The sequence below is a fragment of the Enterococcus lemanii genome, assembly GCF_016909125.1.
GTDB classification, from domain to species: Bacteria; Bacillota; Bacilli; order Lactobacillales; family Enterococcaceae; genus Enterococcus_I; species Enterococcus_I lemanii.
On sequence record NZ_JAFBFD010000011.1, the window covers coordinates 36164 to 52889 of the forward strand.

The following is a 16726-nucleotide window of genomic DNA, read 5'->3' on the forward strand; positions in this document are numbered from 1 at the left end:
TAAACAACTAGTCCGCGTTATCCTCGGTAATATAATAACTATGGTCTTCCAAGTTTAAAGCATTTAAAATCATTGATGCAGTTTCTTCAATGGATAAGCTAGCGACATTAATGACTACACAACCTAATTTTTCATATAAATCATGAGCAAAAGCCAGTTCAGATTTAATTTTTTCAATATCGGAATAAGCGGTATCAGGATTTAACCCATAAGCAATCATCCGTTCTTTACGAATACCATTTAAGACTTCAGGGTCATTGGTTAAGCCAACGATTTTTTTAGGATCGATTTCCCAAAGTTGCTTTGGAATATGTGCTTGTGGGACTAAGGGAAGGTTGGCTACTTTTAAATTTTTGTTTGCTAAAAATAGACTAAGTGGCGTTTTTGAAGTTCTAGAAACCCCAAGTAAGACAACATCGGCCTCTAAAAAACCACGTGGGTCTTTGCCATCATCGTATTTTACAGCAAATTCCATTGCTTTAATTCGTTTAAAATAATTTTTATTTAAGTGATGTAGAGCACCTGGTTCGCGCGTTGGCGTTACACCAGATCTTCGTTGTACTTCAAGAACAGGCGGAGTGAGTACGTCGAAATGGTAAAGTTCACTTGCTTCACAAAAATCGTGTGCTAGTTTCACTAAATCTTCATTAATTAAGGTGTGCAAGATAATGGCATCGTGTTTTTTTGCATCAACCAAAGATTTAATTAGGGCCTCTTTTGTTGTGATGAATGTGCGACGGAATATTTCAAAATCAACGGTTGGATATTGAGCCATAGTGGCTTGGGCTAGCTTTGAAGCAGTTTCACCTGCAGAGTCGGAAATAATAAAAAAAATAACAGTTTTATTCTGGTTATCTTCACTCATAAAAATCCCTCACTTGTAATTTAGTCATAGATATTATACCATAAAACGGATTGATTCATTCGATGATTTCGTTGAGTTAGGAGAAAGATAGATGAAGAATGAAATAGCCATTACTAGAGCATTAGAAATGTTAAAAAAAAGCGGAAAAAAACAAACAAAGAATCGAGAAGAAATGATTCGTTATCTTGCGCTAGAAAATCGTTACCTTTCAGCAAAAGAAGTATACTCATTTTTAGTTCAAGACAATCCAGGTGTAAGTTTTGATACCATTTATCGAAACTTAAAAGATTTTTCTGAAATAGGCATTTTAGAAGAAACAGAGCTGAATGCTGAAAAGAATTTTCGTTTCCATTGTGTTATTCCGGGGTCTGATCATCATCATCACCATTTTATTTGTACAACTTGCGGAGCGACAAAAGAACTAAATCTTTGCCCGATGGATTATTTTCAAAATCAGTTGCCGAATTGTTTGATTGAAAGTCATCGATTTGAGATATTCGGTCAATGCGAAACCTGTTTAGCAAAGAAAACCGAAGATTCGGTTGAAAAAAGATAAAGTTTTTTGTAGAACAGCTTGACACTAATTCAAGGCTCCGATATAATTTTCAAAGGACAGTGTTGTAAGTTAATGAGTTATTAATTTACATAAACGGTTACTTTTTAAGCTCGGAGGGAGGGATTAACATGTCAAAAACAGTCGTTCGCAAAAACGAGTCTCTTGATGATGCTCTTCGTCGCTTCAAACGTTCCGTTTCAAAAGCAGGTACATTACAAGAATCACGTAAACGTGAGTTTTATGAAAAACCAAGCGTGAAACGCAAGAAAAAATCTGAAGCAGCTAGAAAACGTAAAAAATTCTAATTTCTAGAGCGCAAGAATTGGAGTTGGTAGTGTGACACTACTCAGCACATTGAACGATGATATGAAGCAAGCGATGAAGGCAAAAGAGAAAGACGTTTTGCAGGTGATTCGTATGATAAAAGCATCGTTGCAAAATGAGCAAATTAAACTTGGTCGCGAATTAACTGAAGAAGAAGATTTAACCATCTTAGCACGTGAAATGAAACAACGTCGTGATTCTTTAGCCGAATTTGAAAAAGCGCATCGAGACGATTTGGTCGAAAAAGTAAAAATTGAAATTGCAATTGTTGAACGATACCTTCCAGCGCAGTTAACGGAAGATGAAATTCGTCAAATTGTTTTGCAAGCAATTGAACAGACAAATGCAACTTCTAGCCAATCCTTTGGTCCAGTAATGGGGCTTGTTATGCCAAAGGTTAAAGGAAAAGCAGATGGCGCACTTGTTAATGCAGTTGTCAAAGAACTATTAAACAATTTGTAATGAAGTTATTCAGTCGTAAGGGTTAATCCCTTACGACTTTTTTAATTTATTATCAACCTGTTGGTGAATAAATTGAAAATTATTGGATTAAAAAAGCGGCTCGTATTTCTTGGGTAGAGCTAAAAAAGAAAGATACTAAAAAATTCCTTAATAAATTTCGCTAGCTTTTTAAACACAAGCAATTCTTCTTTTTGACAGAATATGTTATCATTAAGAGGAAATTGAATAAAGGAGCGTAATCACTTTTGACAGAAGAATTAAAAACGATTGAAATCAAACTCCAAGAGCAAGATGATACTCATTTACTTTTTGGGACGCATGATAAGCATATCAAGATTATAGAAGAAACAACGCAAACAATTATTCGAACCCGTGGTGAAGTGATTCAAATACAAGGCACAAAGGAAGCCATTGAAGGCGCGGCACAAGTAATAAGAAAATTGCAAGAGTTAATTCGTCGCGGCATTCAAATCAGTTCACCAGACGTGATTACGGCACTAAAGATGCTCCGTAGTGACTCGTTAGATGAATTTGTAGAAATGTATGAAGAAGAAATCATAAAAGATCGGCATGGCAAACCAATTCGTGCGAAAAATGTCAATCAAAAAAAGTACATTGCTGAAGTAAAAAAACATGATGTTGTATTTGGGATTGGTCCTGCTGGAACAGGAAAAACCTTTCTAGCCGTAGTCCTAGCCATCCAAGCTTTAAAAAAAGGCGAAGTTCAAAAAATTATTTTGACGCGTCCTGCAGTCGAAGCGGGTGAAAATTTAGGATTTTTACCAGGTGACTTAAAAGAAAAAGTTGATCCGTATTTAAGACCGGTTTATGACGCATTGTACCAAGTTTTTGGGGTCGAGCACACAAACCGTTTAATGGAGCGAGGCGTCATCGAAATTGCTCCTCTAGCATACATGCGTGGTCGAACGTTAGAAGATGCCTTTGTTATCCTAGATGAAGCACAAAATACAACGGTAGCACAAATGAAGATGTTTTTAACGCGTTTAGGTTTTAATTCAAAAATGATTATCAATGGCGATGTTAGTCAAATTGATTTGCCCAAACATAAAGGTGTTCAAAGCGGGCTAATCCACGCTCAACAAACATTAGCTAATATTAAGCAAATTTCGTTTGTTACTTTTAATGCAAACGATGTTGTTCGTCACCCAGTTGTCGCTCAAATCATTCAAGCTTATGATCAAGCGGAAAAAAATTAAGGAAACAAAAGAAAGTAGGAGGGGATTGAGTGGTTATCCAACCTTTAGCTAAAATTAACCAGAAATTGGGTAAGTTTTTCATAGCAGGGATTTTGATGGCTTTTTTTATCTTTTCTTCCTTGCTTCTATTTTCAAACGTCCAACAAAGAACGATTGATTATAAGGAAGGGCAAGTTGCTGAACAAAGCATTCGAGCAAATAAAACAATCGAAAATACGACAGCAACAGAACAAAAAAGAAAACTAGCTGCTGAAGCCGTTTCTCCAGAATATACTTTTCAAGAAGATTTAGCAAAAAAACAAGAACAGTTAATTTCTAATTTGTTTTCTTATATTAGAGAAGTAAGAAAAGAAGCCAGTAAAGAAAATGAAGAACGAGCGAAAACAACGAAAGAAGGCAACAATCCAGAATTAGTCTCAATTGATGAACAGATTGCTTCGCTTAAGAAAAAGTTAGAAAATGTTGACACAGATGATTTATCTTTTTATCAAAAAATTCCTAATATGTTTTACCAAATTGTTTTTTCGCTTTCTGATACGGAATTACAACAAGTTGAAACGGAATCTTTACGGTTAGTTAAAGAGCAAATGAATAATCAAATTCGCTCATCTGGGGTAAACGAAGCTCGCCAAAATGCGTATAGTGAAGCAGAACTGTTAGGCTTAACAAACAATCAAACCCAAGCCATTCGCTATGTATTAAATCAAGGGATTATTGCAAACTCATACTTAAATGAAAAACGAACAGAAGAACTAAGAAAACAAGCCAAAGAAGCGGTTCAACCGGTGATGATTTTTCAAGGAGAAGTAATCGTTCGTGAAGGTTCGCAAATTGATACTACGATGATTGATAAGTTGAACTTATTAGGTATGACGAGTCAAAATACAAGTATTTTTCCATTAGTAGCAATGATTTTAGCCAACATTCTTCAAATTAGCGTGTTGTTGTATCACTTAAAGCAATTAAAAAATACGCAAGACCGCGTAATTTCGATTGTTTTTTATACCGCGATGATGGTTTTGAGTCTTTCTTTAATGAAGTTTCTTCAACTTTTTCAAACAAATGCCTTACAATATGTTCCATTATTATTCCCAGCAGCTTTTGTTCCATTAGTTTTGACCGTTTTTATGAATCGAAGAACAGGACTTTTGTCTGCTTTATTTCAAGTTGTGATGGCTATTTTCGTCTTTTATGATTCCATTGGAACAAGTGCTTTAACCATTGTTTTAATTTCTTATTTATTTTCTGGGTTAATGGGAACAATGGTCAAACGCAAACGCATCGCCGAACAAGGTGGTTCAGCGGTTGTTTGGGTTGTTTTATTTCCAATGTTTATGAACTTAAGTTTAATTATTTATCAAGGATTGAATTTTTCAAGTAATCAAACGTGGTTAAATCTGATTGTTAGCGTGGCAGGTAGTATCTTGTCTTTAACGTTAACGACAGCATTACATCCGTATATTGATTTACTTTTGACGGATGACTCAATGATTGTTTTAAATGAATTAAGTAATCCGAATCATCCATTATTAAAAAAATTATTAGAAGAAGCGCCAGGAACGTACAATCATAGTATGATGGTTGCTAACTTAAGTGCCAATGCCGTCGCAGAAATTAATGGGGCGTCATTAATTACACGAGTCGCTTGTTATTACCATGATATTGGTAAATTAAAGCACGCCAACTTTTTTGTGGAGAACTTACCTCAAGGTGCAGAAAATCCACATAATTTTCTACTTCCAAATGATAGTAAACAAATTATTTTTGGTCATGTTTTAGATGGGGCGAAAATCTTAGAAGAAAACAAGATGCCTCAAATGGTTGTTGATATTTGTCGACAACACCATGGAACGACTTTGATGAAATATTTTTACGTAAAAGCTAAAGAAAGAAACCCAAATGTTTCAGAAGAAGAATTCCGCTACCCAGGGCCGATTCCACAAACAAAAGAAGCGGCCGTTGTCAGTATTGCAGATAGTTGTGAAGCAGCTGTTCGAGCAATGGATCACCCGACAAATGAAAAAATTGAAACATTTGTAGCCAATTTAATCAAAGATCGTTTATTAGACGGGCAGTTAGATGATTCGGGATTGACGATGAAAGAAATTAAAATTATCCAAAAATCTTTAGTTAATGGGCTTTGTAGTACGTTTCATTCAAGAATTAAGTACCCAAAAATGAAATCAGAAGCCGAAAAAATGAAAGAAGAACAGGAGAGAGCGAGTCATCATGGAGATTAATTTTTTTGACGAAACCAATGAAGTTTCAACAAAAGACCAAGAAAAAATTGAATCACTTCTTCAATTTGCTGCGAATTATTTAAAGTTGTCAGATGATGCTGAAATGTCCGTAACGTTTATGGATAATGTAGCCATTCAAGTGATTAATCGCCAATACCGAGACAAAGATATGCCGACAGACGTCATTAGTTTTGCCTTTGAAGAAGAATCAGAAGAAGAACAACCGATTATTTTTTCGGAAGATTTTGAAATGCCTAAAATCTTAGGTGACTTGATGATTTCAGTTGAACGAGCGAAAGAACAAGCCGATGATTATGGACACAGTTATGAAAGAGAATTAGGGTTTCTAGCTTTACATGGTTTTTTACACTTGAACGGTTACGATCATCTGACTGAAAGTGATGAAAAAATAATGTTTGGACTACAAAAGGAAATACTGGATGCTTATGGACTACAAAGATAGAAAAGAAGATATTGGAAAAAATAAATATTTTTCTCAGTCCATCGAGTTTGCTCTAACAGGGATTCGGACGGTTTTCCAAGATGAACGTAACATGCGTAGCCACTTAATTCTTGGAATAATCACGATTTTGTTTGGCTTTATCTTTCAGTTGAATAAATGGGAATGGCTTTGGATTTTGCTGTGTGTCTTTTTAGTAATTATTATGGAAATTGTCAATACGGCTTTTGAAAATGTGGTGGATATGGTGACTGACTTTCACTTTCATTCAATTGGGAAAAAAATTAAAGACATGGCTGCCGGTGCCGTCTTAATTACTGCCTTATTTGCAGTAATTGTCGGTTGTATTATTTTTTTACCTAAAATATATCAATTATTTTTTTAGAAAAGAGGAACATGAATGACTGCTTTTAAATCAGGTTTTGTCGCCATTGTTGGTCGCCCAAACGTTGGGAAATCAACCTTGTTAAATCGAATTGTTGGCCAAAAAATTGCCATCATGAGTGACAAAGCACAAACAACAAGAAATAAAATCCAAGGGGTTTATACAACAGAAAACGAGCAAATTGTTTTTATTGATACTCCAGGAATACATAAACCCAAGCATCGTTTAGGCGATTTTATGGTAGAGACTGCTTACAGTGCAATGCGTGAAGTAGATGTCATTCTTTTTATGATTAATGCCGATCAAAAAAGAGGAAAAGGCGATGATTTAATTATTGAACGACTTAAAAAAAGTTCAGTCCCCGTCTATTTAGTCATCAATAAGATCGATAAAATCCATCCAGATGCCTTACTGGAACAAATTGAAGATTACGCAGCGCAAATGGATTTTGCTGAAGTAGTCCCAATTTCTGCCACAGAAGGGAATAACTTTGATCGATTAATGGCGACTTTAATTGCTCATTTGCCAGAAGGACCGCAGTATTTCCCAGAGGATCAAATAACCGATCATCCTGAACGTTTTATTGTTTCTGAATTAATTCGCGAAAAAGTACTCTTTTTCACGCGCGATGAAGTCCCTCATTCTGTTGCGGTAACGATTGATTCAATGAAACGCAATGAGAATAATAAAATTCAAATTCAAGCCACCATTATTATTGAAAGAGATAGCCAAAAAGGAATTATTATAGGTAAAGGCGGAAAGATGCTGAAATTAATTGGGACGAAAGCACGTCTTGATATTGAACACCTATTAGATGAGAAAGTCTTTTTAGAATTATGGGTGAAAGTTCAAAAAGATTGGCGTGATAAACAAACGCACTTAAAAGATTTTGGTTACCGCGAAGAAGAGTATTAAGTCAATCCAATCCTCAAATTAAAAAGGAGGATAGAAATGAAAAATTTTGCAGAATCAAAAGGGGTTATCTTGTTTTCTCGAGATTATAAAGAAAAAGATAAACTCGTTAAAATTTTTACGGAAACGTCAGGTAAATTAATGTTTTACGTAAAAAGAGCACATCAAAAGAATAATCCTCTTTTTCAAGGAATTTTACCTTATACTCAAGCAACGTATATTGGAAAATTCAATGAAGAAGGACTCTCTTTTTTAAATGGTGTAAAGGAGATTCACGCATTTAAGCAAATTCGAGCCGATATTTTTGCAGCAGCTTATGCAACCTATTTGCTAAATTTAGTTGATGCGGCCATCGAAGATCACATTTATGATCCCAACCTTTATACTTTTTTAGTTCAGGCTCTGACATTGATTGATGAGGGAAAAGATGCTGAAATTATTACCAATATTTTTGAAATTCAACTCCTACATCGCTTTGGGGTAGCGTTAAACTGGCAAAGCTGCCAAATTTGCGGGCAAACACAAGGTAAATTTGCTTTTTCACCAAAATACCATGGCTTGCTTTGTGAAACGCATTTTTCAAATGACAAGCATCGTTATCAAGCCGACCCGGTTAGCATCCATTTTATCCGTTTGTTTGCCAATGTTTCTTTTGAAAATTTAAACGAGCTAAAATTAAAAGGCGAGACGAAACAGGCAATTCGTCAAGTAATTGACCAACTTTATGAGGAGTATGTGGGCATTCACTTAAAGAGCAAAAAATTTATCGATGAGATGAAGCAATGGGAAACGGTTTTAAATCCGAAAACTCTTGAGAAAAATGTCGAAAAGGATTGACAAAAGCCATTGAAAACCATTAAGATAAATGAGAAAACTAAATCGTGCGTTAATCAAATAACAAAGTAAAAGTTTTGTCCTTTTAGCGAGTTTGGAAAGAGTGTAAGCCAAATAGTGACCCTTTTACCATAAGCAATTGAGAGCACAAACCAAAGAAGCTGCCGAGGAATCGGAAGTAGGGTGGAACCGCGAATAATTTCGTCCCTACACTTGTTTACAAGACAAGTGTAGGGCTTTTTTGTTTTGACAAATCATTTAATTAGGAGGACTAGGAATAATGAAACAAAAACTGACAGTACAAGAAATGATCATTACGCTACAAAACTTTTGGTCAAGCAATGGTTGTATGCTAATGCAAGCATATGATACCGAAAAAGGAGCAGGAACGATGAGCCCATATACTTTTTTACGAGCAATCGGTCCAGAGCCTTGGAATGCGGCTTATGTTGAACCTTCTCGTCGTCCCGCAGACGGTCGTTATGGTGAAAACCCAAACCGCTTGTATCAACACCATCAATTCCAAGTAGTAATGAAACCTTCACCAGAGAATATTCAAGAATTATATTTAGAAAGTTTAAAACTTCTAGGAATTGACCCGTTAGCCCATGATATTCGCTTTGTAGAAGATAACTGGGAAAATCCTTCTTTAGGTTGTGCTGGTTTAGGTTGGGAAGTATGGTTAGATGGAATGGAAGTCACGCAATTTACTTATTTTCAACAAGTAGGCGGACTTGCTTGTAAACCAGTTACGGCTGAAATTACTTATGGTATGGAACGATTAGCTTCTTACATTCAAGAAGTTGAAAGTGTTTATGACTTGATCTGGACGAAAGGTGTCAAATATGGGGAAATTTTCACTCAGCCTGAATATGAGCATTCAAAATATTCCTTTGAAGTTAGTAATCAAGAGATGTTGCTTGATAATTTCAATAAATTCGAAGCAGAAGCAAAAAAATGTATTGAAGCACATTTAGTTCACCCAGCCTATGATTATATTTTAAAATGTAGCCATAACTTTAACTTACTTGATGCAAGAGGAGCCGTTTCTGTAACAGAACGTGCCGGTTATTTAGCAAGAATTCGTCATATGGCAAGAGCAGTCGCTAAAATTTTTGTCGATGAACGAGAAAAATTAGGTTATCCGCTTTTAAGTCCAGCAGAGGCTCAAAAATGGTTAAAGGAGGACAAATAAAATGGCAAAAGATTTATTATTTGAAATTGGTTTAGAAGAAATGCCAGCACGTGTTGTGATTGCTTCAATGCGCCAATTACAAGAAAAAACAGCGGCATTCTTAGAAGAAAATGGTTTAGCATTTGAAGAAATAAAAGGTTATTCAACGCCACGTCGCCTCGCCGTTTATGTGACTAATTTAGCAGAAAAACAAGCAGATAAAGTCGAAGAATTAAAAGGACCGGCAAAAAAAATTGCTTTAGATGCAGAAGGAAATTGGAGTAAAGCGGCTCAAGGATTTGTACGGGGACAAGGTTTGACGACTGAGGCAATTTATTTTAAAGAAATTAAAGGGATTGATTATGTTCATGTAACAAAAGAAACAAAAGGCAAATCGACCTTTGAAGTACTCGATGGACTAAAAGAAGTTATGACAAGTTTAACATTCCCGGTTACTATGCACTGGAATCAATATGATTTTGAATATATTCGTCCGATTCACTGGTTAGTTGCTCTTTATGGCGATGAAGTTGTTCCTTTTGAATTTTTAGATGTTGCAACTGGACGTACTTCTCGCGGCCATCGTTTTTTAGGCAAAGATGTTACCTTCACTAATGCAAAAGAATACTTAGAAAAATTAGCAGAAGTCTTTGTCATTGCTGATTCTACCCACCGTCAAACGATGATCGTTGAACAAATTGCAGCCATTACAGATCGGAACAATTGGCAAGTCACACTAGATCAGGCGTTGTTAGATGAGGTTAATAATTTGGTTGAATACCCAACTGCTTTTGTTGGTAATTTTGAAGAAAAATATTTAACGGTGCCTGAAGAAGTGCTAGTCACTTCAATGAAAGAGCACCAACGTTATTTTGAAGTGAGAGATGTCCAAGGAGCGTTATTACCCCATTTTATTTCGGTACGTAACGGAGATCAAAACCACCTAGAAAATGTCATTCGCGGAAATGAGAAGGTCTTAGTTGCTCGACTAGAAGACGCTGAATTTTTCTATCAAGAAGATAAAAAACGTACAATAGCAGAATGTGTAGAAAAATTAAAGCAAGTCACTTTCCATGAAAAAATTGGTTCAATCTATGAAAAAATGCAACGGGTACAAACGATTGCAAAAATCATTGGTGAGCATGTTCATTTAACTTCAGAAGAAATGAGCGACCTAAAACGAGCAAGTGAAATTTATAAATTTGATCTGGTAACAAACATGGTTGGCGAATTTCCTGAGTTACAAGGAATTATGGGGGAGAAATACGCGTTATTACAAGGCGAAAAACCAAGTGTAGCCCAAGCATTAAAAGAACATTATTTACCAATTTCAAGCGAAGGTGCCTTACCAAATTCTAATATTGGTGCGGTATTAGCTATTTCAGATAAGTTAGATAGCTTGTTAACCTTCTTTTCGATTGATATGATTCCAAGTGGTTCCAACGATCCTTATGCTTTAAGACGTCAAAGTTATGGAATAATTCGTATTATTCATCAAAAACAATGGAATTTCTTACTTATTCCACTTGTTGAACAAATTGTGGCGACAATTAATGAGAATAAAGAAAAATACGGTTTGCAATTGGTGGCTAAAAAAGAACAAGTGAAAGATTTTATTCAAGCTCGAATGAAACAGTTCTTTGGGATTGAAAAAATTCGTCACGATATTATTGAAGCAGTCATCGCTTCACAACAACAAGATTTAAGTCAGTTATTTGTAGCTGCAACCGTCTTAAGAGAGCACCAACATGATGCTGATTTTAAAGTTTCAATTGAGGCTCTAACACGTGTCATCAACCTTTCACGTAAGGCTCCAGGTCAAACACTTGCTGTTGATCCAACTTTATTTGAAAATGAAGCAGAAAAAGACTTGTACGAAGGAGTAAAATCGGTTTCTGAAAACTTTAAATCCAATACACTAGCCGATAATTACTTAGCATTAGTTAATTTGCGTCCTTTAATCGAACAATTCTTTAATCAAACAATGGTAATGGTTGATGATGAAGCAATTCGGAATAATCGCTTAAGCTTATTGAATCAAATTTCTAAAATGGCTCTATTAATTGCTAGTCTAGATCAATTAATAACTAAATAAAATGATAACTAGCCACAATAAAACAAAAATGCGAGGAGGGGGAGTCTGTGAAAAAAGTACGTGTATTGCTATATTTGGAGGTCGCTGAACAACTTAGGAAAGATATTTTTTCTGGTAAATATCCTGTAGGTTCGATGTTGCCAACTGAAAATGAATTAGAAGAATTGTTTAAAGTTAGTAAAATCACGATTCGCAAAGCCATTGAACTACTTGCAACGGACGAATATGTTGAAAAAAAGAGTGGGCGTGGCACAACCGTTCTAAGTAACCGACCATATAATCGTCTATCAAGAGCAGAAAGCTTTACGCAAGTGCTAATAAACTCTGACCATACGATTCGCAAAGAAATTCTTGATTTAAAAGTTGTTGATTTAGCAAAAGATGATTATTTGTATCCGATTTTTGGGAAACAAGTGGTTTGTTTTGAGCGTCTATATTATTTAGATGAAACACCTTATATTTATTTTTGTCATTACTTACCAATCAAGATGGCAGAAATTAAAGAAGCCGCTTTTTTAGAAGAGTCTTTATACCGTTTATTGATGCAAAAAGATTTTATTATCTCTGACTTTTCAGATGATTTTACTGCAATAGCTTTATCAAAAAAAGAGCAATTAATTTTACAGACAACGGAAACAATCGGTATGAAACGTATTCGACGTTCGAAGAGTGCAGCAGGCGACATGATAGAGTATTCTGAAGCAATTTACAACACAAATCAGCACCCTTATCGAATTACTTATGAAGTTTAACCAAAAGCCAAAAGACTCTGACTTTATTGTTGTCAGAGTTTTTTGGTTTTTGAAATAGAATGGTCAAAAAATATTTACAATGAAAAATATCTGTGTTATTATCCGTTTATAAAGATTATAATGTTATTACTTAAGTGCGAGGGACATGAATTGTTTTGTTGAAGCGATTGAAAAAAAATACATTATTTGCTAATCAATTTGGAGCAAACATTCGTCTAAAATAGTTGTAAACTGGTTATACCGAAAAAAGAAGTCGCGCTGATAAGAAATCCGTCCTTCTGTTAGAACCACTTCTTTTTTCGTATATTTAATAGATAATTAAAAAAAGCAATACTTGAAGTAACGAAATAAAAAGGAACCATTAAGCAAAATAGGAGGCAACAATGAAAAGAGAGTTAGGTGTTTCGGTTTATCCTGATCATAGCGATCCATTGGCCGACAAAGAGTATTTAACGTTAGCACAAAAATATGGATTTAAACGGATTTTTATGAGCATGCTAGAAGTTTCCAAAGGGGCAGAAGCCGTTCAAGCGAAGTTTAAAGATTTAATTTCATTTGCCAAAAAATTAGGCTATGAAACGATTTTAGATGTTGCACCAGCTGTTTTTGATCAACTGAATATATCGTACAATGATTTAACTTTTTTTCATGAACTTGGGGCAGATGGGATTCGTCTCGATTTAGGTTTTGACGGTAGTAAAGAAGCAATGCTCACTTATAATTCTTTTGGTTTGGCGATTGAGCTAAATATGAGCAATGACGTGGCTTATTTAGATAATATTTTGACCTATCAAGCCAACCGACCATTCTTATATGGTTGTCACAATTTTTATCCCCAAGAAGGAACGGCTTTACCTTATACTTTTTTCGAACGATGTAGCCAGCGTTTTAAAAAGGAAGGTATTCGCACAGCCGCTTTTATCACCTCACAAATAGGCACAATTGGCCCATGGGATATTAATGATGGGTTACCGACTTTGGAAATGCATCGCCATTTGGCTGTGGAAGTTGCAGCCAAACATTTATTTGCGACGAATTTAATTGACGATGTGATTATCGGAAATGCCTATGCTTCAGAAGCAGAGTTACGGGCACTCGGTCATGTGAATCGCTATCAAACTATTTTTCGCGTATCTTTTGTTGATGAAGCGAACGAAGTAGAAAAACAAATCGTCTTAAACGAGCAACACTACCGTCGAGGAGATATTACTGAGCAAGTCATTCGTTCAACAGCTGTTCGCCAAAAATACAAGACTTATAATAATCCTCCCCATGATTCAACCATTGAATTTCAAGTTGGAGATATTGTAGTTGGAAATGATCATTTCGGTAAGTATAAAAATGAACTTCAAATTGTTTTACATCCACATCGTGACTTTCGAAAAAATAAAATTGGCCAAATTTTGGAAGAAGAATTGATTTTGCTTCCATTTATTCAACCATGGTCGAAGTTTAAATTTGAAGAAAAGTAGGCGTTAAAATGTTTGATTTAGTAATCAAAAATGCAAAGGAAATAGATGGTTCCCCTTTTGATATTGGTATCCAAGCAGGGAAAATTACCGCCATACAATCGAATATTACTGAAAAAAGTAAAAAAATGTTGATTATCGAACCAAATCAATATCTGAGTGCAGGATGGATTGATGATCACGTCCATTGTTTTGAAGAAATGTCTTTGTATTATGACTATCCGGATGAAATTGGAGTGAAAAAAGGGGTCACAACAGTTATTGACGCTGGGACAACCGGTGCAAATAATATTGGGAAATTTTATGAATATGCTAAAAAAGCCAAAACAAATGTCTATGCTTTACTAAATATCTCGAAATGGGGTATTATCGCCCAAGATGAATTGGCAGACTTAACGAAAATCCAGGCAGAATTAGTGAAAGAAAAACTAAAAACTTATCCAGATTTTATTGTCGGATTAAAAGCACGATTGAGTCGAACCGTTATTGGCAAAAACGGCATTGTACCTTTACAATTAGCCAAAAAAATTCAAAAAGAAAATGAAAATTTGCCTTTGATGATTCACATTGGTTCAGCCCCACCGAATCTAGAAGAAATTTTAAATTTAATGGACCCAGGGGATATTTTAACACATTGTTTTAATGGCAAAGATAATGGTATATTGGATCAAAAGACTAAGAAAATAAAGCCGTTTGTATTTCATGCTTATAGACAAGGAATCCTCTTTGATCTCGGTCATGGAACGGATAGTTTTAATTTTTTTGTAGCTGAAACAGCTTTCAAAGAGCAGTTGAAAGTTCATTCTATTAGCAGTGATATTTATATCCGTAATCGTCAATTTGGCCCTGTTTATGATTTAGCAACAACAATGGAAAAAATGCATGCTATCGGTTATTCTTGGTCAGAAATTTTGACCGCAGTAACTAAGACGCCAGCAAAAAGCTTTCATTTAAAGCAAAAAGGAGCGATAAAACTTCATTTTGATGCTGATTTTACTTTATTTGAATTTTTAAAAGAACCTAAAATGTTAATTGATTCCAATGGCAATCAGCGAATAATATCTGAACAAATGAAGCCATTAAAAACAATTATTGGAGGCAATATTTATGACTGTGAATCATGAGAAATTTCATTTAAAAGAAGTCATCAATGCGTCAGGCAAAATGACGATATTAGGTGTTTCAACAGTGAGTGAAAATGTTTTAGCGGCACAACGTTTTGGAGGCGAGCATTTTTTTGAAATGGACTCATTGGTTAAAGAGACGGGCGCCTTCATTGCTAATTTATTGCAAGTAGAAGCAGCTCAAATTGTTTCTTGTGCATCAGCCGGGATTGCTCAGTCAGTCGCAGCAGTTATAGGACAAGGGAGTTTGTATCATGTCTACCATCCTTATTCAGAGAAAATTACCAAACGAGCAATTCTTTTACCCAAAGGCCATAATGTTGATTATGGTACACCAGTCGAAGTAATGGTTGCGCAAGGTGGAGGGAAAGTTGTGGAAGCTGGTTACGCAAATCTTTGTACACCGATGCACTTAGAAATGCTTATCACCGATCAAACGGCTGCGATTTTATATATAAAAAGTCATCATACGGTGCAAAAGAGCATGCTAAGTGTAAAAGAAGCAGCCGAAATCGCTAAAAAATACCAACTCCCCTTGATTGTTGATGCAGCGGCTGAAGAAGATTTAATAACTTATTATCAATTAGGAGCGGACTTAGTCATTTATTCAGGTGCAAAGGCAATCGAAGGGCCAAGTGCAGGGCTTGTCATTGGTCGAAAGGAATATATGGATTGGGTAGCTTTACAAAGTCAAGGAATTGGCCGAGCGATGAAAATTGGCAAAGAGAATATTCTTGGTTTTACCCAAGCCATCGAAGATTATTTAAAAGAGTCAAAGGAAAGCGGTGCTGAAATGCAAGCCCGCTTAATCCCTTTTGTTGACCAGTTAAATCAATTTGAAAATTTATCAGCAAAGATTGTCCGCGATGGGGCAGGTCGTGATATTTACCGCGCCAGTGTTTTGATAAAAGGAAAGAGGAATGCACATCAAGTTATCACTGCGTTAAAAAGTCAAAATCCGGCAATTTATACGAGGGAATACCAAGCAAATAATGGCATAATTGAATTTGATATTCGCGCTCTAAAAGAGGAAGAAATGGCTAAAATTCTTAAAGCATTTAAGCTGATTTTTAATGAAAATAATAAAAAAGGAGAGTAAATAAATGCTTCAAACCCCAAATTATCTTGAAAATAAAATTTGTTTAAATGTGTTAGCAAACTCTGTTGAAAATGCAATCGAATGTTATCATGCAGCGGAAGGGCATATTGTTTTAGGCGTGTTGTCGAAAAATTATGCAACAGATGAAGAAGCAATAAAAGCAATGAAAGAATACCAAAAGGCAACAAGAAATGCCTTGTCAATTGGTCTAGGAGCTGGTGATCCAAACCAAAGCCAAATGGTCTCACGTTTAGCAAAAGAAATACAACCCCAACACGTAAATCAAGTTTTTACTGGTGTTGGAATCACGCGGGCTCTTTTAGGGCAAAATGAAACGATTGTCAACGGACTAATTTCACCAACAGGCGAAGTCGGCTATGTTAATATAGCGACAGGTCCATTAAGTAGCACAGGTCCAATAGCCAAGATCCCAATTAAAGCAGCCATTCAGTTATTAAAAGACATGGGGGCGAGTTCTGTTAAATTTTTCCCAATGAACGGCTTAGCTTGTAAAGAAGAGTATCAGGCAGTAGCAAAAGCCTGCGCGAAGGAGAATTTTATTTTAGAGCCAACTGGTGGAATTGATTTAGAAAATTTTGCTGAAATTATTCAGATTGCGCTAAAAGCAGGAGTCAAACAAGTTATCCCACATATTTATAGCTCGATTATTGACCCACTCACCGGCGATACGCGTCCAACACAAGTCAAACAATTATTCGCGCTTTCTAAAAAAATATTGAGTGAAATTTAGGAGGAAA

At 35.6% G+C, this 16726-nt stretch carries 17 protein-coding genes; 16 read left to right on the forward strand and 1 reads right to left on the reverse strand.

Annotated features, from left to right (window positions below; all coding sequences use genetic code 11):
* Positions 1-7: 7 nt before the first annotated feature.
* Complete coding sequence (locus tag JOD14_RS04530; RefSeq protein WP_204653616.1) at positions 8-865, reverse strand: pyruvate, water dikinase regulatory protein; 858 nt, start codon at positions 863-865, stop codon at positions 8-10.
* A gap of 91 nt (positions 866-956) precedes the next feature.
* Between JOD14_RS04530 and JOD14_RS04535 the strand changes: the two genes are divergently transcribed.
* The 16 genes from JOD14_RS04535 to dagF all read left to right on the forward strand — a co-directional run bounded on the left by JOD14_RS04535 (position 957) and on the right by dagF (position 16719).
* Entirely contained in the window at positions 957-1421 is a 465-nt protein-coding gene (locus JOD14_RS04535; RefSeq protein ID WP_204653618.1) for a Fur family transcriptional regulator, read from the forward strand.
* Between the two features lie 128 nt (positions 1422-1549).
* Positions 1550-1726, forward strand: coding sequence for a 30S ribosomal protein S21 (gene rpsU, locus JOD14_RS04540; RefSeq protein WP_002356740.1), 177 nt, complete (start codon positions 1550-1552; stop codon positions 1724-1726).
* Between the two features lie 31 nt (positions 1727-1757).
* On the forward strand, positions 1758-2207 hold the full coding sequence (locus JOD14_RS04545) for a GatB/YqeY domain-containing protein (protein ID WP_204653620.1): 450 nt from the start codon (positions 1758-1760) through the stop codon (positions 2205-2207).
* Between the two features lie 245 nt (positions 2208-2452).
* Positions 2453-3424, forward strand: coding sequence for a PhoH family protein (locus tag JOD14_RS04550; RefSeq protein WP_204653622.1), 972 nt, complete (start codon positions 2453-2455; stop codon positions 3422-3424).
* A 29-nt stretch (positions 3425-3453) separates the two neighbouring features.
* A complete protein-coding gene (locus tag JOD14_RS04555; RefSeq protein ID WP_204653624.1) occupies positions 3454-5664 on the forward strand; it encodes an HDIG domain-containing metalloprotein in 2211 nt (736 codons plus the stop codon).
* Positions 5654-6127, forward strand: a complete 474-nt coding sequence (ybeY, locus tag JOD14_RS04560; protein WP_204653625.1) for an rRNA maturation RNase YbeY — start codon at positions 5654-5656, stop codon at positions 6125-6127. Before JOD14_RS04555 ends, ybeY begins: the two co-directional genes overlap by 11 nt.
* On the forward strand, positions 6111-6509 hold the full coding sequence (locus JOD14_RS04565; protein WP_338031668.1) for a diacylglycerol kinase family protein: 399 nt from the start codon (positions 6111-6113) through the stop codon (positions 6507-6509). Before ybeY ends, JOD14_RS04565 begins: the two co-directional genes overlap by 17 nt.
* A gap of 15 nt (positions 6510-6524) precedes the next feature.
* On the forward strand, positions 6525-7424 hold the full coding sequence (gene era, locus JOD14_RS04570) for a GTPase Era (protein ID WP_204653627.1): 900 nt from the start codon (positions 6525-6527) through the stop codon (positions 7422-7424).
* Between the two features lie 36 nt (positions 7425-7460).
* Positions 7461-8258 (forward strand): DNA repair protein RecO, encoded by a 798-nt coding sequence (recO, locus tag JOD14_RS04575; protein WP_204653628.1) that lies wholly within the window; start codon positions 7461-7463, stop codon positions 8256-8258.
* 277 nt (positions 8259-8535) lie between these two features.
* Positions 8536-9450: a glycine--tRNA ligase subunit alpha gene (gene glyQ, locus JOD14_RS04580; RefSeq protein WP_204653629.1), complete on the forward strand. Its 915-nt coding sequence runs from the start codon at positions 8536-8538 to the stop codon at positions 9448-9450.
* 1 nt (position 9451) lies between these two features.
* The gene (gene glyS / locus JOD14_RS04585; protein WP_204653630.1) at positions 9452-11524 is read left to right on the forward strand and encodes a glycine--tRNA ligase subunit beta; all 2073 of its coding nucleotides are present in this window, start codon (positions 9452-9454) and stop codon (positions 11522-11524) included.
* Positions 11525-11571: 47 nt separating this feature from the next.
* The gene (locus JOD14_RS04590) at positions 11572-12276 is read left to right on the forward strand and encodes a GntR family transcriptional regulator (protein ID WP_204653631.1); all 705 of its coding nucleotides are present in this window, start codon (positions 11572-11574) and stop codon (positions 12274-12276) included.
* Positions 12277-12659: 383 nt separating this feature from the next.
* On the forward strand, positions 12660-13748 hold the full coding sequence (locus tag JOD14_RS04595; protein ID WP_204653632.1) for a DUF871 domain-containing protein: 1089 nt from the start codon (positions 12660-12662) through the stop codon (positions 13746-13748).
* A gap of 8 nt (positions 13749-13756) precedes the next feature.
* Positions 13757-14869 carry an amidohydrolase/deacetylase family metallohydrolase gene (locus JOD14_RS04600; protein WP_204653634.1) on the forward strand — a complete coding sequence of 371 codons (1113 nt, stop codon included), beginning with the start codon at positions 13757-13759 and terminating at the stop codon, positions 14867-14869.
* Complete coding sequence (locus JOD14_RS04605) at positions 14853-15968, forward strand: DgaE family pyridoxal phosphate-dependent ammonia lyase (RefSeq protein ID WP_204653636.1); 1116 nt, start codon at positions 14853-14855, stop codon at positions 15966-15968. Before JOD14_RS04600 ends, JOD14_RS04605 begins: the two co-directional genes overlap by 17 nt.
* 4 nt (positions 15969-15972) lie before the next feature.
* Positions 15973-16719, forward strand: a complete 747-nt coding sequence (gene dagF / locus JOD14_RS04610; protein ID WP_204653638.1) for a 2-dehydro-3-deoxy-phosphogluconate aldolase — start codon at positions 15973-15975, stop codon at positions 16717-16719.
* Positions 16720-16726 lie beyond the last annotated feature (7 nt).